Origin of the sequence: Allorhizobium ampelinum S4, assembly GCF_000016285.1 — a bacterium.
In the GTDB taxonomy this organism is placed as follows: Bacteria; Pseudomonadota; Alphaproteobacteria; order Rhizobiales; family Rhizobiaceae; genus Allorhizobium; species Allorhizobium ampelinum.
In genome coordinates this window covers 3,430,619-3,453,998 of sequence record NC_011989.1, presented here as the reverse complement: position 1 = coordinate 3,453,998, position 23,380 = coordinate 3,430,619, and the positions used below count along the sequence as shown (strand labels likewise).

16 protein-coding genes are annotated in these 23,380 nt (G+C 58.1%); 10 read left to right on the top strand and 6 right to left on the bottom strand.

Annotation, left to right across the window (positions count from 1 at the left end; all coding sequences use genetic code 11):
• The first annotated feature begins 4 nt into the window (after positions 1-4).
• From fdhF to AVI_RS16185, 4 genes are all read left to right on the top strand, one after another.
• Positions 5-2,884, top strand: coding sequence for a formate dehydrogenase subunit alpha (gene fdhF / locus AVI_RS16200; RefSeq protein ID WP_015917374.1), 2,880 nt, complete (start codon positions 5-7; stop codon positions 2,882-2,884).
• A gap of 43 nt (positions 2,885-2,927) precedes the next feature.
• Positions 2,928-3,752, top strand: a complete 825-nt coding sequence (fdhD, locus tag AVI_RS16195) for a formate dehydrogenase accessory sulfurtransferase FdhD (RefSeq protein WP_015917373.1) — start codon at positions 2,928-2,930, stop codon at positions 3,750-3,752.
• Positions 3,742-4,014: a formate dehydrogenase subunit delta gene (locus tag AVI_RS16190; RefSeq protein ID WP_015917372.1), complete on the top strand. Its 273-nt coding sequence runs from the start codon at positions 3,742-3,744 to the stop codon at positions 4,012-4,014. Before fdhD ends, AVI_RS16190 begins: the two co-directional genes overlap by 11 nt.
• A 280-nt stretch (positions 4,015-4,294) precedes the next feature.
• On the top strand, positions 4,295-5,953 hold the full coding sequence (locus AVI_RS16185) for an OFA family MFS transporter (protein WP_015917371.1): 1,659 nt from the start codon (positions 4,295-4,297) through the stop codon (positions 5,951-5,953).
• 131 nt (positions 5,954-6,084) lie between these two features.
• Here the strand turns inward: AVI_RS16185 and AVI_RS16180 are convergent, their stop codons facing one another.
• From AVI_RS16180 to AVI_RS16160, 5 genes are all read right to left on the bottom strand, one after another.
• Positions 6,085-6,564 (bottom strand): chemotaxis protein CheW, encoded by a 480-nt coding sequence (locus AVI_RS16180; RefSeq protein WP_015917370.1) that lies wholly within the window; start codon positions 6,562-6,564, stop codon positions 6,085-6,087.
• A 113-nt stretch (positions 6,565-6,677) separates the two neighbouring features.
• A complete protein-coding gene (locus AVI_RS16175; RefSeq protein WP_080517008.1) occupies positions 6,678-8,357 on the bottom strand; it encodes a methyl-accepting chemotaxis protein in 1,680 nt (559 codons plus the stop codon).
• Positions 8,358-9,075: 718 nt separating this feature from the next.
• Positions 9,076-13,290 (bottom strand): translocation/assembly module TamB domain-containing protein, encoded by a 4,215-nt coding sequence (locus AVI_RS16170; protein ID WP_015917368.1) that lies wholly within the window; start codon positions 13,288-13,290, stop codon positions 9,076-9,078.
• A gap of 43 nt (positions 13,291-13,333) precedes the next feature.
• Entirely contained in the window at positions 13,334-15,286 is a 1,953-nt protein-coding gene (locus AVI_RS16165; protein WP_448800442.1) for an autotransporter assembly complex protein TamA, read from the bottom strand.
• A gap of 177 nt (positions 15,287-15,463) precedes the next feature.
• On the bottom strand, positions 15,464-15,727 hold the full coding sequence (locus AVI_RS16160) for a glycine zipper domain-containing protein (protein WP_015917366.1): 264 nt from the start codon (positions 15,725-15,727) through the stop codon (positions 15,464-15,466).
• A 688-nt stretch (positions 15,728-16,415) separates the two neighbouring features.
• On the opposite strand from AVI_RS16160, the gene hemA reads away from it, so the two are divergent.
• Together hemA and AVI_RS16150 are read left to right on the top strand one after the other, a co-directional pair.
• Positions 16,416-17,630 carry a 5-aminolevulinate synthase gene (hemA, locus tag AVI_RS16155; protein ID WP_015917365.1) on the top strand — a complete coding sequence of 405 codons (1,215 nt, stop codon included), beginning with the start codon at positions 16,416-16,418 and terminating at the stop codon, positions 17,628-17,630.
• Between the two features lie 77 nt (positions 17,631-17,707).
• Positions 17,708-18,940 carry a serine hydrolase domain-containing protein gene (locus AVI_RS16150; protein WP_015917364.1) on the top strand — a complete coding sequence of 411 codons (1,233 nt, stop codon included), beginning with the start codon at positions 17,708-17,710 and terminating at the stop codon, positions 18,938-18,940.
• A 66-nt stretch (positions 18,941-19,006) separates the two neighbouring features.
• Here AVI_RS16150 and dxr read toward each other — a convergent pair whose 3' ends face one another.
• Positions 19,007-20,200 (bottom strand): 1-deoxy-D-xylulose-5-phosphate reductoisomerase, encoded by a 1,194-nt coding sequence (dxr, locus tag AVI_RS16145; RefSeq protein ID WP_015917363.1) that lies wholly within the window; start codon positions 20,198-20,200, stop codon positions 19,007-19,009.
• 46 nt (positions 20,201-20,246) lie between these two features.
• On the opposite strand from dxr, the gene AVI_RS16140 reads away from it, so the two are divergent.
• The 4 genes from AVI_RS16140 (at position 20,247) to cheY1 (ending at position 23,376) form a co-directional block, all read left to right on the top strand.
• A complete protein-coding gene (locus AVI_RS16140; protein ID WP_041697175.1) occupies positions 20,247-20,606 on the top strand; it encodes a hypothetical protein in 360 nt (119 codons plus the stop codon).
• A 340-nt stretch (positions 20,607-20,946) separates the two neighbouring features.
• On the top strand, positions 20,947-22,581 hold the full coding sequence (locus tag AVI_RS16135; RefSeq protein ID WP_041697172.1) for a globin-coupled sensor protein: 1,635 nt from the start codon (positions 20,947-20,949) through the stop codon (positions 22,579-22,581).
• A gap of 136 nt (positions 22,582-22,717) precedes the next feature.
• Positions 22,718-23,014 carry an STAS domain-containing protein gene (locus AVI_RS16130; protein WP_041698243.1) on the top strand — a complete coding sequence of 99 codons (297 nt, stop codon included), beginning with the start codon at positions 22,718-22,720 and terminating at the stop codon, positions 23,012-23,014.
• Positions 23,011-23,376, top strand: coding sequence for a chemotaxis response regulator CheY1 (gene cheY1, locus AVI_RS16125; protein WP_006726298.1), 366 nt, complete (start codon positions 23,011-23,013; stop codon positions 23,374-23,376). Before AVI_RS16130 ends, cheY1 begins: the two co-directional genes overlap by 4 nt.
• Positions 23,377-23,380: the final 4 nt, after the last annotated feature.

Genomic DNA, 23,380 nt, shown 5'->3' with positions numbered 1-23,380 from the left:
GACCATGTCTCTGATCCATGAAATTGACTACGGCACCCCGGCTTCGCTTTCCACCGAGACGGTGACGCTGACCATTGATGGTCGTGAGGTGACGGTGGCGGCAGGTACGTCGATCATGCGGGCCTCGATGGAGGCTGGCATTCAGGTGCCGAAGCTGTGCGCCACCGACATGGTGGATGCCTTTGGTTCCTGTCGGCTCTGTCTGGTGGAGGTCGAGGGCCGCAATGGTACCCCGGCCTCCTGCACCACGCCCTGCGCGCCCGGTATCGTCGTTCACACCCAGACGGAGCGGCTTAAAGCCATCCGCAAGGGGGTGATGGAGCTTTATATCTCCGACCATCCCCTGGACTGTCTGACCTGTGCAGCCAATGGCGATTGCGAATTGCAGGACATGGCAGGGGCCGTGGGCCTGCGCGATGTTCGCTACGGCTATGAGGGTGACAACCACGTCAAGACCCGGGCTGGTGAAGGGTTGAATGCCCGCTACATGCCGAAGGACGAAAGCAATCCTTATTTCACCTATGATCCCTCCAAATGCATCGTCTGTTCGCGGTGTGTGCGGGCCTGCGAGGAAGTGCAGGGTACGTTTGCGCTGACCATTGAGGGGCGCGGCTTCGGTAGCCGGGTGTCGCCCGGCGCCCATGAGGCATTTCTGGAATCGGAATGCGTGTCCTGCGGGGCCTGCGTGCAGGCCTGTCCGACTGCGACACTGACGGAAAAATCCGTCATCGCCATTGGCCAGCCGGAGCATTCGCTGGTGACGACCTGCGCCTATTGCGGCGTCGGCTGTTCCTTCAAAGCGGAAATGCGCGGCGAAGAACTGGTGCGCATGGTGCCGTGGAAAGACGGCAAGGCCAATCGCGGCCATTCCTGCGTCAAGGGCCGGTTTGCCTATGGCTATGCCAGCCACAAGGATCGCATCCTCAATCCGATGGTGCGGGAGAAAATTACCGATCCGTGGCGGGAAGTGAGCTGGGAGGAGGCCTTTGCCCATGTGGCCTCCGAGTTCAAGCGGTTGCAATATCAATATGGCCGCGATTCCATCGGCGGCATTACCTCCTCGCGCTGTACCAATGAAGAAACCTATCTGGTGCAGAAGCTGATCCGCGCTGGCTTTGGCAATAACAATGTCGATACCTGCGCCCGCGTCTGCCATTCGCCGACCGGTTATGGTCTCGGCCAAGCCTTCGGGACGTCGGCGGGTACGCAGGATTTCGACAGTGTCGAGCATTCCGATGTGGTGCTCGTCATCGGTGCCAATCCGACCGATGGCCATCCGGTGTTTGGTTCGCGGCTGAAAAAGCGGCTGCGGAAGGGCGCGAAACTGATCGTTATCGATCCGCGCCGTATCGATCTGGTTAAGACGCCGCATGTCGAGGCGGCTTTCCATTTGCCGCTGAAGCCCGGCACCAATGTTGCCGTGCTGACGGCGCTGGCGCATGTGATCGTCACCGAGGGCCTCGCCAACGAAGCCTTTATCCGCGAGCGCTGCGACTGGTCAGAATTTGAGGATTGGGCGGCTTTTGTGGCCGATCCTCAGCATAGCCCGGAAGCAACTGAGGCGTTTACAGGCGTACCTGCTGCTGATCTGCGCGGGGCGGCCAGGCTTTATGCCACCGGCGGCAATGGGGCGATCTATTACGGGTTGGGCGTAACAGAGCATAGCCAGGGCTCGACCACTGTCATGGCGATTGCCAATCTGGCCATGGCGACCGGCAATATCGGCCGTCCGGGTGTCGGGGTGAACCCGCTGCGTGGGCAGAACAATGTGCAGGGGTCCTGCGATATGGGGTCTTTCCCCCATGAACTGCCGGGCTATCGGCATATTTCCGACGATGCCACCCGCGAGACCTTCGAGAAACTCTGGGGTGTGACGCTGAACAACGAGCCGGGCCTGCGTATTCCCAATATGCTAGATGCGGCGGTGGAAGGCACGTTCAAGGGGCTTTACGTCCAGGGCGAGGATATTTTGCAATCCGACCCGGATACCAAGCATGTTTCGGCAGGCTTGGCGGCGATGGAATGCGTTGTTGTCCACGATCTGTTTTTGAATGAAACCGCCAATTACGCGCATGTCTTCCTGCCGGGTTCGACCTTCCTGGAAAAGGACGGTACGTTTACCAATGCCGAGCGGCGCATCAACCGGGTGCGAAAGGTGATGAGCCCGAAAAATGGTTATAGCGACTGGGAAGTGACCCAGAAAATGGCTGAGGCCATGGGGCTAGGCTGGAATTACAGCCATCCGTCCCAGATCATGGCGGAAATCGCCGCGACGACGCCAAGCTTTGCCGGTGTTTCCTATGAGATGCTGGAGGAAAAGGGGTCTGTGCAATGGCCCTGCAACGAACAGCATCCAGACGGTTCGCCGATAATGCATGTCGATGGCTTCGTGCGCGGCAAGGGTAAGTTTATCCGCACCGAATATGTGGCGACGGACGAGCGCACCGGCCCGCGCTTCCCGCTGCTGCTGACCACCGGGCGTATTCTGTCGCAGTATAATGTCGGCGCGCAGACGCGGCGCACCGAAAACACCGTCTGGCATGGAGAAGACCGGCTGGAAATCCATCCGCATGATGCCGAACAGCGCGGTATCAAGGAAGGAGACTGGATCAAGCTGGCCAGCCGTTCTGGCGACACGACGCTGCGGGCACTGATCACCGACCGCGTCGCGCCGGGCGTGGTCTATACCACCTTCCATCACCCCGATACGCAGGCGAATGTCATCACCACGGATTATTCCGATTGGGCGACCAATTGCCCCGAATATAAGGTGACCGCAGTGCAGGTTTCGCCCTCGAACGGTCCGACCGAATGGCAGCGGGACTATGATGAACTGTCGCGCCAGTCCCGCCGGATTTCCGGCAAGCTGGAAGCGGCGGAATAGAATGGTGGTCAGGGAGGATAACGGAAAGGAGGGTTTTGCCGTTATGCCGGAGATGAAAACCACCTGTCTCGTGCCGCAGGTGCAGTATCGCCAAGGGATGACCAAGGAGGCCCACCGGATCGTGCCGGAGGAAGTGCCCGTGGCCTTTTCCTATGGCGGCTCTACCCACGCCGTGATGATGGCGACGCCCGCCGATCTCGCGGATTTTGCGCTGGGTTTTTCGCTGGCCGAGGGCATTATTACCCGGCTGGATGAGGTTCTTGCCATTGAACCGATCGAGGCGGGAAGTGGCATCGATGTGCAAGTGACGCTGCTGGATACGACAGCGGACGCCCTGACGACCCGCCGTCGTCGCATGGCGGGGCCTGTTGGCTGTGGTCTCTGCGGGATCGAGTCAATCGAACAGGCCAGCCGGGATGTACCGATCGTCACCGGCGGATTGACGCTGACACCGGCGGATATCCGTGAGGCTGTCGATGCGCTCAGCCGGGCGCAGGCGCTTAACCGGCAAACCCATGCGGTGCATGGAGCTGGTTTCTTCATTCCCGGCGAAGGACTGTTGGCGATCCGGGAAGATGTGGGACGTCATAATGCCCTTGATAAATTGGTCGGTGCGGTGTTGAAGGCCGGACGCCGGGGCGAAGATGGGGTGGTGGTCGTCACCAGCCGGTTGTCGGTGGAGATGGTGCAGAAGGCGGCCATGCTGGGTGCGCCGATTCTATTGGCGATTTCTGCGCCAACCGCGCTTGCCATCCGCACCGCGCAGGCGGCGGGCATGACCCTGATCGGCATTGCCCGTGGCGATGATTTTGAAGTGTTTACCCGTCCTGACCGTATCGTATCCGGGGTTTCCGCCGATGTCGCATGACCATATTGCTGAAAAACTGATCCGCATGGCAAACCAGATCGCTCAATTCTTCAACACGCAGCCGGAGCATGAGCGGGTGCAAGGCGTGGCGACCCATATCAACAAGTTCTGGGAACCGCGCATGCGCCGCCAGTTTTTCGAGATGATTGATGCAGGTCGCGACGGATTTGACCCGCTGGTGATCGAGGCAGCGAAACTGATCAAACGTCCGGTGGATAATAGTGCCGAGGCCTTTGGAATGGCGGGGCAGGGGACAGTCTGAGTGCCGTTCGAGTGGACAAAGACCTCGGATGCTGCGCCAAATATTGTAAAGATTTGAACAGGTTGATAAGGGCCATATCTGGCCTTTCGACAGACGCGCTATGTGTGGCGGCGGCGGTTGCGCTGTCCGCGACAGATAGTGATGGGAATAGACAAGCTAACCAGTGCCGTGATGCATTCACTTTGTTCATGCCATCATGCGCTGGTTTTTTGTTTGAGCAACGACTTCTCCAAATGCGGCTGGGGCCTCCATTTGGATAGAAGCACGAGGAGGGATATTTATGGCAGTTACGAATGCGCCGGGGACAGCGCTGTCATCATCTGCCGGTTTGCTTGATCGGGAACGGATCATTGCAAAACCGGGTTTCAATCGTTGGCTGGTACCACCAGCAGCGCTTGCCATTCATCTTTGCATTGGCATGGCCTATGGCTTTAGCGTCTTCTGGCTACCGCTTAGCAAGGCATTGGGTACCGCCGCGCCTGCAAGCTGCGCTGGTCTGTCGCTTGCCGGCGCGCTGTTCACCACCGAGTGTAATTGGCGCGTTGCCGACCTTGGCTGGATCTACACATTGTTCTTCGTGCTGCTTGGCTGTTCCGCAGCGCTTTGGGGCGGTTGGCTGGAGCGGGTTGGCCCGCGTCGTGCCGGTTTTGTTTCGGCCTGCTGCTGGTGCGGTGGCATTCTGGTCGCGGCACTGGGGGTTTTCACCCATCAACTGTGGCTGATGTGGATCGGCGCAGGCGTGATCGGCGGTATCGGGCTTGGCCTTGGCTATATTTCTCCGGTATCTACGTTGATCAAATGGTTTCCCGACCGGCGCGGCATGGCGACTGGTATGGCAATCATGGGCTTTGGCGGCGGGGCGATGATCGGTGCGCCGCTCGCCAACCTTCTGATGGGCGTGTTCCGTTCCGATGCCGGGCCGGGCGTCTGGCAGACGTTCGTGGTTATGGCTGCCATCTATTTCGTCTTCATGATGGGCGGCGCTTTCGGCTACCGCATTCCGCCGGCAGGCTGGCGTCCAGAAGGCTGGACCCCGCCTGTTGCCAAGAGCAGCATGATTACCCATCGCCACGTGCATCTGCGTGATGCTCACAAAACCCCGCAATTCTGGCTGATCTGGGCTGTGCTCTGCCTGAATGTCTCGGCGGGTATCGGAGTGATCGGCATGGCCTCGCCCATGCTTCAGGAAATTTTTGCCGGCTCGCTGATCGGTCTGCCGGACCTGACATTCTCGCAATTGGACACCGCGCAAAAGGCGCAGATCGCCGCCATCGCTGCCGGATTTACCGGGTTGTTGTCGCTCTTCAACATTGGCGGACGGTTTTTCTGGGCGTCGATGTCGGACAAGATCGGGCGTAAGAACACCTATTACTGCTTTTTCCTGCTCGGCATTTTGCTATATGCGCTGGCACCGACCTTGGCGGGCCTGGGCTCCAAGGCGCTGTTCGTTCTGGCCTTTGGCGTCATTTTGTCGATGTATGGCGGCGGTTTTGCCACCATTCCGGCCTATCTCGCCGATATCTTCGGAACGCAATTCGTGGGCGCCATTCATGGCCGATTGCTGACCGCCTGGGCAACGGCGGGCATCGTCGGTCCTGTCGTGGTCAATTATATCCGCGAGGCCCAGATTGCTGCCGGGATTTCTCCCGGTCCCGCACTTTATACCGGCACGATGTATATCCTGGCCGGCATGCTGGCGCTCGGCCTTGTCGCCAATGCCTTGATCCGTCCACTGCCGGAGAAATGGTTCATGTCGGATGACGAGGTTGCCGCCCTTCAGGCCAAGACCGCTGCCGCCAGTGCTGGCCCGACCGGCTCGTTCGGCATTGGCAAAGGCGGTTTCGACGCCAAGGCGGCACTCGCCTGGGCCGTTGTCGGCATTCCCTTGCTCTGGGGTGTTTGGGTCACTCTGCGCAGCACGCTTGTGCTGTTTGGCTAACCGATCTCGTCATGCCGCCCTGCTTAAAAGCAGGGCGGCATTTTTGATCCGAGCCATGCAGAAGAGAGCAAAAGCACAAAAACAAAAAAGCGGCCCGATGAGGCCGCTTTTGATATTATCGTTTTATAAGATCAGGCCGCAAGCTCTTCCAGCTCGCTGCCCTTGAACATCTTGGAAAGGTTCAGGAAGCAGATCATGCCGTTTTCATTGGCGATGATGCCTTCGGAAAACGTCTTGTCAAAAGAGGCCGAAACTTCTGGAACCGGCTGAACCTGGCTGGAGGGGATGGTCAGGATGTCAGACACCCGGTCCACCAGCATGCCAATGACCATATTGTGCACTTCAGCGACGACAATGGCGGAGCGCTCATTGGCAACCGTGCTCTTCATGCCGAGCTTGTAGGCAAGATCAATGATCGGAATGACCGAACCGCGCAGGTTCATCACGCCGATCACATCGGCCGGTGCATGCGGAATGGGCGTGGAAGGCGCCCAGCCGCGGATTTCCCGGATTGTGGTGGTCTTGACGCAAAACTCCTGATCATGCAGGCGAAACGCGATGATTTCGAGGTTTTCACCGCCGAAGCTGGTAGGGGTAATAGGTGTTGCCATGATATCCGTCCCGCCTGTCTTTCGCCCTCCGCTTCCTGTAAACAGGTTACCCGCCGGGGCTGTATTGCGATCATTAGTCCGATGTTCGTCCATGCGATGCGTAGCGATTGCCGCTAAGCCGCATATTTGTCATGGCTCATCCTAGCGGAAGAATGTTTCTCAAATCTAAATTGTTCGAGCAGGTTGCGCAGGTTTTCGGTTTGTTGGGCAAGGCCATGGCTCGCCGCCGAGCTTTCTTCCACCATGGCGGCATTCTGCTGGGTATTCTGGTCCATGGTGTTGACGGCCTTGTTGATTTCTCTAAGGCCGGTTGCCTGTTCCCTAGTAGCCTCGACAATGGCGCCGATATTACGGTTGACCTCCTGAACTTCCGCCAGGATCGTCGTCAGCGCCTTGCCGGTTTCGCCCACCAGCGATACGCCGGTTTCGACTTGGTTGCTTGACGTGGTGATCAGAAGTTTGATTTCCTTGGCGGCCTTGGCAGAGCGTTGCGCCAGTTCGCGTACTTCCTGGGCAACGACGGCAAAACCCTTGCCGGCCTCGCCCGCGCGGGCGGCTTCAACTCCGGCATTCAGCGCCAGAAGGTTGGTCTGGAAGGCGATATCGTCAATCACGCCGATGATGTTTGAAATCTCATTGGAGGAGTTTTCAATCTGGCCCATGGCGTCAATGGCGTTGCGAACCACCTGGCTTGAGGCTTCGGCCTGGGCCTTGGTGCGAGCAACGAGATTGGCGGCTTCGGCGGCCCGTTTTGCGCTGTCGGTGACCGTCTGGGTTACTTCCTCAAGGGCTGCGGCGGTTTCCTCGACAGAGGCAGCCTGCTGCTCAGTGCGGCGGGAAAGATCGTCAGAAGCGGATTTGATCTGGTTGGTTCCAGCGGCGATTGCATTGGCGTTCATGGCCACGGTTCGCATCGCGGTTGTCAGTTTTTCCATGGCATTGTTCAGGTCCAGCCGGATCTGGTCGAGGCCTGACACAAAAGGCCGCTCCAGCGTCACCGTCAGGTCGCCATCCGAAAGAGCCTGCAAAGCGTGCCCGATTTCCTGCACGCACCGCACCCGGTCAGTGACATCGGTGGCGAATTTCACCACCTTGATCACCTTGCCGTCGGCATCGAAGATCGGGTTATAGGAGGCTTGAATCCATGCCACTTTACCGCCCTTGCCGATGCGCTTGAACTCTTCTGCGATGAACTCGCCATTGCTGAGTTTTTCCCAGAACAGTTTGTAGTCTCGGCTCGCGGTGTAGGAGGGTTCGCAGAACATCGAATGATGCTTGCCCTGGATTTCCGCCAGGCTATATCCCAGCACTCTCAGGAAGTTTTCGTTGGCAGAAAGAATCTCTCCGGTCTTGGTAAATTCAATGACTGCCTGAGCGCGTGAAATCGCGGCCATCTTGCCGCGGTCTTCGAGGGTCTGCAACTGTGCGGTGGTGACATCGGCTGCGATCTTTACCACCTTGTAGGGCTTGCCTCGGCTGTTGCAGACGGGATTATAGGAGCCGTTGATCCAGACCTCCTGGCCTGCCTTGTTGATCCGCTTGAAGGTGGCCGTTTCGGATTGCCCGCCTGACAGCTTTTGCCAGAAGGCCTTATATTGCGCAGAGGACACATAGGAAGGATCACAAAACAGCGCGTGCTTGCGCCCTTTGAGTTCTTCAGGCCGATATCCCATCAACCGACAGAACACGTCGTTGGCGGTGATGATCGTGCCTTCGAGATCGAACTCAATGACGGCCTGAGATTTTGCAAGCGCCGACAGAATGTTTTCTGCATCTGAACCGAAACCCAGCATCGTTCTTCCTCTGTGTCCTGTAGCACGCGTATCCTGTTGGGGCATTCCCTGATGACGCCGTGGTGCTTTTAGTCGTGATGTTTGTATTTCTCGAACCATACCAAGGGTTTGAAGATGTGAATCGCATCCTCACCTTGGGAAATTGAACGTTGAATACGAATGTCACTTTCAATGACTGTTCGTAGAATTCTTCAGTGAGATCGATTTTTTAGATCCAAGAGCCTATGCATAAAGCCAACTGTGTTGGCTCGTGCGACGTCAAGTGCGGAGCGCATTCTCACATTCTTTGTTGTGTGATCAACGACCTTGCCTTAAGCCCTATATTCATACGGGTATTTTGTTAAGAAATAGCTATTCAAGCATCCTTTGAAATGTATCGATAGCTCCCGTCTTTCCAGGGACGTTAAGGACACCGGAGGTCGGGGCTTATCAAGCTGAATTCTACCGACAATCCGCTGTACAATTCCTTAAATCCTCGCCGGATTTAAAGAGAAAAGGATTCGGAGCATGAAAAAATATTGAGTTGGGATTTATGCGTGTGATAAAGCGCTGGCGATGCACGGTTTTGTTTTTCCATAATTCCTTGATCTCAGCTTGATTTAAGAAATTACGCAGGAAATTTAAGGTGTTATGCATCGCGCACTTATAAATTACGAGGCTGTAGAGCGAGTGGATCGCGCCTTGAAACCTGTCGGAGACGTTGTGAGTCTAACACACTCTAGTATTCTTTCTCATAGAACACACCGCCGCCGCTCGATCCACTGGCGCCAGCCTCGCCTTTCAGCTTGAAGCCACGACCGACATCCAGGTTGATCACGGCCTTGCTGCCGGTGCTGCCCTGCTGGAATTCGAGATAGGTTTTGTCGTTCAGATATTTTCCGGCGCTGAACTGGGTATTGCCCTTGGAATCGGTGCTGATGTCGAGATCGTCAACGCCAACGGCGCTGCGAAGACTGTTGAACAGCGATGTCGAATTGCCACCGCCCAACTGACCGACGGCATCCGCCAATTGAGCAATTTGCAGCGGCGACAGTTTCGCCATCGACTGGCCGAAAATAAGCTGGGCGAGGACCTCGTCCTGCGGCAGGGCGGGGGCGGATGAAAAGCTGATATCCGGGTCGGTCGCCACGCCGGATACCTTGGCTGTCAGCGTCGTGCTGCCTGATGTGCTGGTAGCCTCGAAGTCGACGACTGGGATAAGGCCACCGCTAAAGGTAATTTTGCCTGAGCTGAAATCCAGCCGCTTGGTGAGAATGACCATCCGGCCCCGACGCATGGTGAAGCCACCCGAGACTTGCGGTGCTGCGATACTGCCCTTGATGCTCACGGTGCCGTTCAGTTCTGCGTCGATTCCGCGTCCGCGCACGAAGATTTGCGAGGGTGCCGCGATTTGCAGATCGAGCAGAATCGGCGAGCTACTGCCATCCCCCGTTTTCTCTGGATTGAGAATTGCCGTTTGGCGGCGCACGTCGGCCGGAGCGTTCTTGTGCTTGATGTCGAGTTGGGCAATCGATCCCGGCAGCCGGGACGGAATGGTGATTGAGGTCTTGTCCAGTGTCAGCTTGCCGGACAGGGTCGGTCCATCCAGCAAGGGGCCTTTCAACCCCATGCTGCCGTTGACGGTCGCGGTGACCAAGGTACCATCGATGTAGATGGCGTTGTCGAGCTTGATTGTCAGGTCGCTGGGCAATCCCTGACCTTTCAGGTCGATCGTGCCGGTCGCCGACACTCTGCCTCCGGCGGAAATCCTGCCGGTTGCGGAGTTGATCCGGGCCTGATCGCCGGTCAAGGCAATGTCCACGGCCAATTGCTCAAGAGCGATATTGTGTTTCACATCAATCAGCCGGGCCTTGGCCGTGCTGATGGTACCGGATAACGCCGGGGAGGACAGGGTGCCGCCAATGCGGATATCGCCATTGGCATTGCCTTCTGCCGTCAATCCTTGCTTGGTCAACAGGCCCTGCAATGCGTTGAGCGGCAGATTGGCCTTGAACGCCATGTTGATGGGTTTGTCGCCTGCTAGCGTCAGCGAGCCGCCGCCTGTGACATTCAGACCACCGCCGCCGGTCACGCGGCTGTCCACGGACAGGCGATTGTCCGCAAAGGTGCCGGAGGCGGTAATCGCCAGAGGTGGCAGGCCAGCGGACTGCATCTGCGTGACGCTGGCATCATCGAGGCGCAGGTCATACGCGATCTTCGGCGCGGATGTGCTGCCGGTGGCGGTGATCTTGCCGGAGAGTGTGCCGGTCGCGCCCAGATTGGCCGAAAATGTATTGGCAAGCGAGGCGGGGAGCGCGTTGATCTGCGCTGTCATATCCAGAACCGCGCCTGCCTTGCCAGCAACCGAAACTGTACCGCTGCCAGCTTTGATAGTGAGCGTGTCGATTGTTGCCGTGCCATTTTCCACGGTGATGTCAGTGGGCCGGGCCAGCGTTATGGCGATGCCGCGTGGGCTGACGGCAAAATCCTGAAGGGCAATGCCGATGCTATTGCCATCCTGCTGCACCAGTGCTTTTCCGGTCAAAGGTGCATTGTCATATCGTCCTGAAAGGTCGATATCGGTGCGGGTTCCTCTCCGGTCGAACTGAAGCGCCAGCTGTTCCACAAGGGCAGAGCCAGTGGAGATCCGGTCCGCCTTCACCATGCCCTGCAAGGCCAGCGATTGGAGGTCGTTGGTGGTCACATCGACCGACGGCTGCGCGATTGTTGTCGTGCCCTGGCGAATGGCAGTGCCCTCGGCCTTGATCCGGGCGGCAATCTTGCCATTGGCCTCGTCCAGTCTGATGGAGCCTTTCAGATCGCCCGATGCGGTCTGTCCGCCAAGGGCGGCCAGCAGGCCGAGATCGGGAAAGTCAAAATCGACAGAACCGCTGGGAAGCAGCGCACGGGAAAAGTTCAAGGCGCCGTTCAAGCGGTTGTCACCCACCGTCAAGCTCAGATCCGGCAGTGCGATGACGCCGTCCTTGGAGGTGAGGTTGAGATTGGAGCGCACTGGCTTGCCATCCAGCGCGCCTTGCGCGGTCAGCGTTGCAGAGGGCGCGCCGCGTGTCAGGTCGGCTTTCGCCGCCATGGAAAAGCCGGTGAGGGCGCGACCAGCAAGCTTTGCGGCGTTGATGGTGAGGGTGCCATTGGTCCGCAAGGCATTGATCGGGCCATCGGCCTGGAGTTCGAATGCCGCCTTTCCCGATGCATTGGCTTGCAAGATGCTGAGATCGGTGATCATCCCCGAGAGTGTGGTGGCCAGCTGCTGCCTGACAAAAGACAGTTTGCCCGAAGCGTTCAGCAGCCGTGTTTCCAGCGTAAAACCGGGAATGACAATTCCATCACCTGCGGAATAGCGTGCCTCGCCGGAAAGCTTCACCATATTGGTTTGCTCGGTGCCACCAGGCGTTCCCAACAGCTTTTCCGTCACGGCTTGTGGCAGCGCTTCAGGCCGCGCAAACAGTGTATATTGTGCCTCCACGGCCTTGCTGGCGATGGTATAGGCAGCCGTCACGCTGCCGCCAAGCGCCGGGCTTTCGATGGTGAGCGGTTGGGCGGTAATCTGCTGAGGGCTGACCGCAATCGGGGCCTTAAGGGTCAGGGGCGCCTTTATGGCGCGCGCCAGCGTCGGGTCCGTCAACTGCGCTTGCTGTACGGTCAGTGTGGTATCGATGCTGCCGGAACGGGTGGTCAGGTTGAAAGCAGGCGCGCTTGCTTTAAGGGCGATATCGCCAAGCGTGCCCTGCGGCAGTGTCAGGCTCGCCAGCGCCGCGGTGGTTTCAAGCTTTGCCGCTTCGGCAGCCCCGGTCAGGCTGAATGTCAGGCCGGAGACTTGGGCGGCGAGGGTGCCATCGTCCAGCGGCCAACGGATCGCGGCAGGGCCATTCTTGCCGGTCAGTGTAGCGTGAAGGGAATTTTCGCCTTTCGGCGTATAGGTGCCGCTGGCGGCAAGCGACAGGCTGCCGGTCTCGACGCTGCCTTTTTCCACGCTCAAGGCACCGTCATCGGAAAGACGGGCGGCAATGTCGATCATGGTTTTGCCGGCAAACAGGTCGCGGAGATTGGCGGGCATCAGGCTATCGAAGGAACCGTCGCCATTGATGGTCACATGGCGACCGTCCGTGGCCAGTCTATGGGTTGCGGTGATGTCCAATCGCGGTGTGCCGTCGAGCGTTGCCGCCAGCGAGCCTTTCCAGTCGTTGATCGGACCGCCGCCCTTGACCGTGATGGCAAGCGCCGGATCATCCGGCAATTGCAGCAGGTTTGCGAGGATTCCGCCTTTCGGTTCCTGCAAGATGGCATCGACATCCAGCCGGTTCTGCTGCGGCGCGTAGGCGAGCCGGGCCGACAGGTTTGCTTGCGGCAGATCTGCACGGCTCACCGTCAACTGCGAGGTGATGGATTGCTGGTTCGCTTCACTGCCTCGTTCAGCCTCGACATTGCCGTCCAAAGCCAGTTTGGCCGCAGTGCCGAGCAGCGGTTGTTCCAGCCGGATCTCTGGCACGGACACCCGCTCGATACGGATATCCACCGGCAGGCTGAAGCCATTGCTGCTGGAGGCTTCTGTCGCCGTTTCCTCAGCCGGCAAGGGCTTGCGGGCCAATGTCAAGGAGGCGGCCTTTATCTGCGAGGCCTCGAAACGGCGTGACATCAGCGCCAGCGGCGACCAGTCGATGGAGAGATCCTGAATTCGGCCATAAGCACCGTTCGCGTCGGAAACGGTGATTGTGTCCACCCGCAAATGCCCGTCCAGCAGGCCGCTGATCCCGTCCACGGCGATGATCCGGTTTGGCTTCGACATCAGTGAGGCGACGAAATCGCCGATGAACCGGCTGCCGAATTGCGTTGTGCCGACCAGCGTCAGCGCCACGACCAGCATCGCGGCCAGCACCAGCAAACCATAGGCGAGAATGCGGCCAAGGCCTGAGAATAGGGTTTTGAGTGCGCTCACTGTCTGTTCCGACCTTCTTCTGTCCCGAACGGCTGCTTCTGCGTCAGAAACTTTGTCCAATACCGACATATATGCCGTATTTGTCGCCGTCGGGATAGGGATTGAGCGGTACGGCCACATCCAGGCGGATCGGGCCGAACGGCGTCGCATAGCGCAGGCCGATGCCCGCGCCTGCCTTGATATCGGAGAAATCAGGCACATGCCCGCTGGACACGGTGCCGACGTCGAAGAACGGCACCAGGCCAATCGTTTCGGTAATGCCGATGCGCGTTTCCAGTGATGCGGTCATATAGGAAAGCCCGCCGGTGGCGTCATCCGCGCTGTTTCTGGGCGAAATGCTTTGATAGCCATAGCCGCGCACCGAACCACCGCCACCAGCGAAGAACCGTCGCGTCGCTGGAATATCGGCAAGCCCGCCGGTGCCAAACAAGGTCCCTACCGCCAATTTGCCCGCCAGCACCACCCGGTCTTCCATGCCAAGTCCGTAATAGCCGGAAATCGACCCTTCGAAATTGGAAAACACAGTGCTGCCGAGGAATTCATAGCTTGGCGCGGCGCTGAGCGTGGCGCGGTAGCCGGTGGTCGGGTTCATTTTGTTGTCTCGGGTATCGCGCACATAATCGAGAGGTACGGAAAAGGTCAGGTAATCGTTTCGGCCAAAGGCATCGTCGATCCGGGCATATTCCAGCGCGGTGGCTGCCGAAACCGTGTCATAGTCAGTCAACTCATAGGAATAGCCGAGTTTGCCGGTGATGGTGTCGGCATCATAGGAATCGGTGCTAAGTGTTGCGGCCTTGATCGAGGCTTCCAGTGTGCCTGACGGCAACAGAAAACCTGGCTTGGTAAAGGTGATGCCAGCGGAATAATCGAAATCCGTTGCATCGGTTTTCTCGCCGATGCCGCTGACTGTGCCTTCGATCCTGAGGGATTCGGCTTGGCCGAACAGGTTGCGGTGGCCCCAATAGCCTTGCAATCCCGCACCGTCGATGGTGTCATAGGTTGCCCCGGCCCCGAAATAGCGGAATTTGCCTTCCGAAACGGTGATATTGAGCGGAATGGCGCCCTGTGAGTTGAGTTTATCGGCTTGGGTGACGGTCACGCTGGAGAAGACGTTAAGCTTGCGCAAGCGGTCGGATGCTTTGCGCAGATCTTCCGGCGAATAGGGCTGACCGGCATTGAGCCTTGAATATTTCTGCACGAAACCAGGATCCACGGCCTTGGTGCCGGAGACTGCAACCGGACCCAGGGGCGCGACTGGCCCGGCGGACACACCAATAGTCACATCCACCCGGTTACTTTGATGGTCCGCGACCACCTGCCGCTCGGAAATGCGGGCCAGAGGGCGGCTTTGCGCCTTCAGATCATCGGCCATCTTGTTAGCCGCCTTGATAATCGCAAGGGAACCAGCTGGCTTGCCTGCCACAAGATCATAGGCCGTTGGGTCAAGCTTTGCGGCATCGCCGGTCAGCGTCACCTTGCCGAGGGTAAAGAGCGGGCCGGGTTCGACCTCTATTTTAACCGGCACGGGTTTCGTGTGGGGGAATTCGGGATTGGGGGGCAGGCTATCCAGGGGCGTGCCATTGACCGTCATGGTAATGACGCCGCCATAATAGGAGTGTTCGTAAAGTGTTGCCAGTAGCCGCTCCCGGTCCTCGCGGGCCTTGATGACCACGCCAAGATCGCCGGAGACCGGCTTGTCCTTCTCCTGTATCAGCTGCGAGCTTTTTTCCAGCGCGTCTTTCAGATCGCCGGAAGCATCTTTCTCATCGCGATCGCCGGACGCTTCTTTCGACTGGAAATCGACAGAATACCGCACGGGATCAACGACATCCGTTTTGCCTTCATCGCGGCCCCAAAGGGTTATCCCGAAAATCTTGAAGGCATAGGCATCAACTGGAAACGACAAAGCCGCCGCACCCACGACGACACATGCCAGAGCGGTGCCTGACTTCCGAAACGCTTTACTGACATTCGGCAATGTCACCCTACTCGGTATAAACAGTGTCTGAAGTCCTCAATTTGGCCGGAGCAAAACCATCCCGCACCCCTTGCTCCGAAATCGCTATTCCCATCTGCGATTATAGCCGGAACAGTTCCTCGGTGAACTTTTCCGGTATTGTATGGCCACCGCCGGATCGGGCCGAAAACGGCTGGATCCGGCGGTGGCTGGATGTCAGTAGCCGCGTGGGCAGTTGTCGACGTAACGACGACCGTAGCGGTCACGATAGTAGCACTGGCCCGGCTGCTCGTTGACGCGTCCGATGATGGCGCCTGCTACGCCGCCCACGGCAGCACCAACCGCCGCACCGCGGACATTGCCAGTGGCGACGCCGCCGATGATGGCACCCGACGCGGCGCCAATGCCGGCGCCCTTTTCGGTTTCCGTGCAACCGGCGACGGCCAAGCCTGCCAGAATGAGTATAATTGCCTTTTTCATGTCCATCTCCGTATTGGATTTATCCGGATACCCAGGTCTCGCCGATCGTTCTTTATCCTGGCCAGATTTGGGTCTGCCGGCGCGTCCGCCCCTGCGCTGATATTTTGTTATTCAGCATTATTTGTCGTCTTTTGACGCATTTCCTGCCGATTGTTGTCCATTGCTGGAATCCCAACATTGCAAAAACATATAGCGAGAGCGGCGAATGTCCACCGGAAACGCTCTGTTTTTTAAGGTGTCTCTCAAAGAGATTGTCAGCATGGACGATTTTTTTCAGGGTAGGCGACTTGCAACAATGATCAATGAAGAAATCCGCTCGTATTCCGGTTGTGAATGCCGCTAAATTGCAATTGGGCTTATAGCCGAGGATGCCGGGTAGTAACCCATATTAAAGTTATTTTGTTTTAGTTTATTCTATAATAAATGTCTGCTGTGTTCAGGTTCACTCTTGCTCTGCGCGCCGTCAAGCTTGACACAGATCAAGTCTGTTTGGATCCGTATCGGCTACTGAACGAGCATGCGGCCTGTCGCGATAGGAGAGATCGATCGTCGGACCGCGATGGTGGCAGTGGTTATCGGACCCCGCATCAGCGCCGGTGCCTTTTGTCGCAGTTTAGAATCACTTTAAGGGGTTGACCGCTGCCCCGAACGATCTCAAAAGAGATCCAGGAAGATTGGAGCAGGCGCAATGGATTTTGAAGCGTTTTTCAAGAGCGAACTGGATGGCCTGCACGAAGAAGGCCGTTACCGGGTTTTTGCCGATCTTGAGCGCCAGCGCGGCAATTTTCCACGGGCTACCCGCTACACGGAAAACGGTCAGCATGACGTGACCGTCTGGTGTTCGAACGACTACCTGGGCATGGGCCAGAACGAACAGGTCGTCGAGGCGATGAAAAACGCCATCGATCACTGTGGCGCGGGTGCTGGAGGCACCCGCAATATTTCCGGCACCAATCACTATCATGTGCTGCTGGAGCAGGAACTGGCCGACTTGCATGGCAAGGAACAGGCGCTGATCTTCACGTCAGGTTATATTTCCAACTGGGCGACGCTCGGTACGCTGGGGCAGAAGATCCCCGGCCTGATTATTTTTTCCGATGCCCTGAACCATGCCTCGATGATCGAAGGCATTCGCTATGCGAAATGCGAACGGGTGATCTGGAAGCATAACGACGTCAAGGATCTGGAAGCCAAGCTGAAGGCCGCCGATCCCAAGGCGCCGAAGCTGATCGCCTTTGAGAGCGTCTATTCGATGGATGGCGATATCGCGCCGATCAGGGAAATCTGCGATCTGGCCGATCGCTACGGCGCCATGACCTATCTGGACGAAGTGCATGCGGTCGGCATGTATGGGCCGCGCGGCGGCGGTGTTGCCGAGCGTGAAGGCATCATGGACCGACTTACGATCATCGAAGGCACGCTTGGCAAGGCGTTTGGGGTGATGGGTGGCTATATTACCGCTTCAACCGCCTTGTGCGATTTCATCCGTTCATTTGCGTCAGGTTTTATTTTCACCACGGCTTTGCCACCTTCGCTGGCTGCTGGCGCAGTCGCCTCGATCCGGCATCTGAAATCCAGCCAGATCGAGCGCTTCGCTCATCAGGAACGTGTGCGCCGGTTGCGGTCGCTTCTGGATGCGCGCGGCATTCCTCATATGCCCAATCCCAGCCATATCGTGCCGGTCCTGGTTGGCGATGCCGCCAAATGCAAATGGATCTCCGATATCCTGCTCGACAATTTCAATATCTATGTGCAGCCGATCAATTACCCGACGGTGCCGAAGAAAACCGAGCGCCTGCGCATCACGCCCACGCCGTTGCATAGCGATGCCGATGTCGATCATCTGGTCGGAGCCCTACATCAGCTCTGGTCGAGATGTGCGCTGGCGCGGGCTGTCGCCTGATTTTTCCATTTCACTCTTGCGCAGGTTGTGCGGGTCATGGTCACATGGCCCGCATTTTGTTTTAGCGGAGGGATAGGATGTCGATTGTCGAGCGGGTCAACCGCGTGCTGGAAGAGGCTGTGTCAAGCGAGGCTCTGGTTGGGGCGGTGGTCATGGTGTTCAGGCACGGACAGCCCCTGCTGCGGCGGGCCATTGGCTATGCGGATCGGGAAGCGCGTATTCCGGTGCGGCTCGATACGATTTTTCGCTTCGCATCGGTCACAAAACCATTTGTCGCGGCCACGGCGCTCAGCCTGATCGACAAGGGATTGCTGGGCCTTGACGATCTGGTGGCCGATCATCTTCCCTGGTTCCGGCCAAAAACGCCCGCCGGCACGTTTGCCGCCATCACGGTGCGTCATCTGCTCACCCATACATCAGGTCTGACCTATGATCCGGCGCTGCAAAGGCTGCCGCGCGAGCGGGCGATCAATCTCGGTCTTCTCGATACGGATCTGACGGTTGAGGAGAATTTCAGCCGCCATAATGCCATTCCGCTGGCTTTTGCCCCTGGCGAGCGTTGGGGCTATTCGGTGAGCACTGATCTGCTCGGCGCTGTGGTGGCCAAAGTGCATGGCGAGAGGCGGGCGGGAGAGCAGGGCGAAGATGACGGGGCAGCAGCTCCGGTTCCAGGCACAACAAGCACGACGGCATTCGCCCGGTATTTCGGCTCTATCGAAGGCAGAAACCTGCTGGAGGCGGCGGTGGTCGAGCATGTCTGCGAACCCATGCGCCTGACGGATGCCCGGTTTCGTGTCACGGATATGGCGCGGCTGGCGGTTCCGTATCGGGACGGCGAACACAGGGCCGAGCGCATGGAAGACCAATGGCGGTCAACCGGTGTATCGGGCGAAGGACCGGCTTTTTCCCCCTCGCGAATTTTCAATCCGCGTGCCTTTCAGTCCGGGGGCGGGGGGATGGCAGGCACGGCGCTGGATGTGCTGACGCTGCTCGAAACCATTCGTACTGGTGGGGGTGGACTGATGTCACCCGAGCTTGCGCAAATGTGTCTCTCCAACCAGATCGGCGATCTCCCCATGGGGCTTCCCGGCAAGCGCTTCAGCTTTCTCGGTGCTGTCATCACCGATTCCGCCGCAGCGGCCACCGCCCTGCCGCCGGGCGCGGTGCAATGGGGTGGTGTCTATGGCAATACGTGGTTCATCATTCCCGAGGCCGGTTTGACCGTGGTCAGCCTGAGCAATACGGCATTGGAAGGCTGTGACGGTGCGTATGTCGAGCGCTTGCGTGCTGCGGTATGCGCGACTGGATAATTCCTGAAGCCGGAATAGGCTCAAGAAAAATTATGCAGCAGATTTAAAGTGTTGCAGCATTCTGGATTATCGCGTGCGGCCTTGGTTCAGGATGACCTCTTGGGCTCGGCGTCGTGCCTGCGCATCGGCGGCAAAGACATCGGCAATCACGGTCGCCGGTGCCAAGCCCGATAGATGATCCATGACATCCTCGACCACATCGGCCATGGCGAGAAAACCGATTTTTTCCTCGACAAAAGCCTCAAAGGCACATTCTTCGGCGGCGTTCAGCACGGCGCCCTGCAAGCCGCCGCGCTCAAGCGCTGTACGGGCGAGACGGATGGCCGGAAAACGGTCCAGGTCCGGCGCTTCGAAATCCAGCCGCGCCAGCTTGGTAAAATCCAACCGGTCCACATCCAGCGCCGCGCGTTTCGGATAGCTCAGCGCATAACCGATGGCGGTGCGCATATCCGGTACGCCAAGCTGGGCCAGCACGGAGCCGTCGCTATAGCCCACCATGGAGTGGATGATCGATTGAGGATGGACGATAACCTCGATCTGGTCGGGTGTCAGATCGAACAGGTGCTTGGCCTCGATCATCTCCAGCGCCTTGTTGAACATCGAGGCGCTGCCAATCGACACCTTCAGTCCCATGGACCAATTCGGATGGGCGCGGGCGGTTTGAACACTGACATCAGCCATCTGTTGGCGGGTGAAGGTGCGAAACGGCCCGCCAGAAGCCGTCAGCACAATCCGCTCCAGCGTGTCACGGTGATTTTCGTCCAGGCATTGGAAAATTGCCGAATGCTCACTATCGACGGGGATAATCTTGCCGCCGCCCTTACGCACCGTCTCGATGAACAATTCGCCAGCCGAAACGAGGCATTCCTTATTGGCCAGCGCGATATCGGCGCCGCGTGCGGCGGCTGTCAAGGTTGGCTGCAAACCGGCGGTCCCGACAATGGCGGCCATCACCCAGTCCGCCTCAAGGCATGCTGCTTCCTGTAGCCCGCTGCTGCCGGCTGCAACATCGATGCCGCTGCCCGATAACAGGTCTTTCAAGGCAATATATTGATTTTCATCAGAGGTAACTGCCAGCCTTGCGCCTGTCACCAGTGCCTGCTCCGCCAGAAGAGCGACATTGCCGTGCCCTGTCAGGGCCATGATGTCGAAGCGATCGCGTCCGCCCATTTGTCTGATCACGTCAAGCGTGTTGGTTCCGATAGAGCCGGTCGACCCCAGAATGGTGAGGCGGCGGGGCTGGGACGTGGCGGTATTCATAGATATATCCGGCAATTGCACCTGTTCCCCATGCGTCTACAGGGGAATGGGCAAGGCGGCAAGCTTCAAGCCAATGGCGTTCCCTGATGGACCATGGAAGGCGCCTCTGAAGGCTTCAGATGATTTGCTATGGCACAGGCAGTCGACCAATCCTTACAAGGATATGGACCAGACATCTGGGAAATTTTTCGAGTGGAAACGACAAAAACCAGCAGTTTTACTAGGTAAGACTGCTCTTCATGCGCGGGTTAAACGCATGGTATGTCAGAATGTCGGCTTTGTCGCGACCGCTAACTTGCCTCGCTCATTCAGCGATACAACCACTATCGTGCTTGCTGCAATCAGCGCAGCCCCTATTCCTAGAACAATCATTGCTCACCTCTTCGACCTTCATGCCGCTTGGTGACACATTAACACAACTTAACCTTGCTCCAAGCTTGATTTCACGTTTACGCCTTCACAAATCGATTCAAATTTTAAGAATTTGGCAGTAAAGTTGAGCAGCGAATAAACATTAACCTCCAATCAACGAATTAACCATAAAGATTGTAGGACACGGAGGAATGGGCGCGTTGCGCGTCCCACTCGGCATGATGCCAGTCCCACCGTACCGGTTCCGATCCGGTATCTCCAGTACAGAGCGGTTCTCCAGGTTATGCGGCGTATAGCGCATCCATGCGGACGATTTAACAGGTGATGGCGGTCAGTTCCTGGTTCGACAGGGCCGACCCCGCGGGGATTGGCAATTGGTTCAGCACGCTGAGGCAGAACGGACAGGTGGATCGCAGGCTGGCAGCTTGCGGGACCGGCTGAATTTTGCCGGCCTGGACCAGGATGCTTGCAGTCTTTTGCGACGCCACCGGGTTGGGCTGGAGACTGACGTGGAAACGGGTCTGCACGCGTTTTTTCGCAAGTTGCAGACGGCACCCGATGCGGCCCGCCAGTTTACCGGCGAGCGGCAGATCGACCGCCTCCATGATCTCTATGTTTCCCATTGGGACGTGATGACCGACGCGCGTTTCGATGCGCTCTATGCCGAACGTGTCAAAGTGCTGGCTGATAGCCAAAGCCGGATGGGGCTTGATCCCCGTTGGCAGATTGCCGGCCATGCCGTTGTTCTGGAGGGCCTGGTCAGTTCCGTCTTCGCCGATCTTGCCAATCGCGGTTTCATGCCGTCCTCGCGCAAGCGGGCAGCCGAATTGCAGGCGCTGGTCAGCGCGCTCATTCGCCTGGTCATGGTGGATGTGGAGATTGCCGTTTCCCTGCGCTTCAACGAATTGCGCCTCAAGCATCATCGCGACATGGCCGACCTGCGGCGTAAGGAGCGCGCCAGCGTCACGGATCTGTTCCAAGGCGCATTCACGGCGCTGTCGCAGGGCGATCTGTCCAGCCGGCTGAACAGTGATGTCCCCGAGGAATATCAGGATCTCGTGTCGAGTTTCAATGGCGCGATGGAGAGCATTTGCGCTGCGGTTTCCGTGATGGACGCCAGCCGCCGCACGGCGGAGGACGTCAGCGCTGCCCTTGGCGAGCAAGGATCCGCGCTGGGTGTGCGGGCCGATGAGGCCGCAGCGGGCCTTGATGCGGCAAGTGCCAGCCTGCGGCAGGTGACCGAAACAGTCAGCCATAACGCGGCGCAGTCGAAACTCACCGAGCAGGCTGTCGAGATGACCGTCAAGGCGGTCGAAGCGAGCGGCGAGGTGGTTGGTAAGGCCATCGCCGCCATGGCGGATATCGAAACCTCCGCCGAGCAGATCGGCCATATTATCGGCTCCATCGATGAAATTGCCTTCCAGACCAACCTTCTGGCCTTGAACGCCGGCATCGAGGCGGCTCGCGCCGGTGATTCTGGTCGGGGCTTTGCCGTCGTTGCCCAGGAAGTACGGGCTTTGGCCCAGCGGTCCGCCGACAGTGCGCGTGAAATCAAGGCTCTGGTTGCGGCCACCAAGCATCAGGTCGAGGCCGGGGTGGAGATGGTCAATCGCACCCAGGATGCGATTTCCAGCATCGTGACGCAGGTGGTCGATATCAATCGGTCGGTCTCGGTGATGGCTGGCGAGACGGCCAAGCAGGCCGCAGCCCTGGATAGCGTCGCTTGCGTGCTCGAAGCCCAGGGCGAAACATCGCGTGCAAGCGCACAGTTGTCACGTCAGGCTGCGGATGACAGTGCCGATCTGCATACGGTGATCGTCGAGCTTGGCAAGACCGTGCGGCAATTCACCATTGAGCGCACGCACTATCGGGGCAGCCAGACCAATCCGTCGAACGGTTATCCGGTGTCATCAGCGCAAACGGCAGAGCTGCCGATGGCGGCTTTTTCCGAGGACTTCGGGGGGCACGATTTTTTAGTGCCGATTCGGGCAGGAGGCCTTTCGATGTGAGCGGTTTATTTACCTACCTCTTATACAACGGAGGAAGGTTCGGGATGAAAACGGCTTTTCGTGCCGGAGAAGCGCTTAGGTTTTGAACTCTCACACCCTTATGGGGCGGTCGATAGAAACGGTAGGGAAACAGTCTATGGCGAGCAAGAAAGGCGCATCGGCGCAGCTTAAGCTGGCATCGGTGCTCGACTTGAATGAAGCGTCTCAGCTCAAGGACAAGCTTCTGTCCATGCGGGGAGGAGCAATTGAAATCGACGCATCCGGTGTCGAGCGGATGGGAGCACTTTGCGCCCAGGTGCTCGTCTCGGGCGCGAAAACCTGGGAAGAAGACCAGAAAACCTTCTCGATAAAGAAGGCGTCAGACGCTTTCACCAAAACCATACAGCTCTTGGGCTTGAACAACGATCAACTGATCGCGGAGATCCGGCAATGAAGAAAAAAGTATTAACCGTGGATGACTCTAGAACCATCCGCAACATGCTTCTCGTGACCCTCAACAATGCGGGTTTCGAGACCATCCAGGCCGAAGACGGCGTCGAAGGTCTTGAAGTGCTTGAAGAGTGCAATCCCGACGTGATCGTCACCGATATCAACATGCCGCGCCTTGACGGGTTTGGTTTTATCGAGGGCGTACGCCGCAATGAAAAATACCGTGCCGTTCCGATCCTCGTTCTGACGACCGAAAGCGATGCTGAGAAGAAGAACCGTGCGCGCCAGGCTGGCGCTACCGGCTGGATCGTCAAGCCATTCGATCCGACGAAACTGATCGATGCGATTGAACGTGTAACCGCCTAACGGG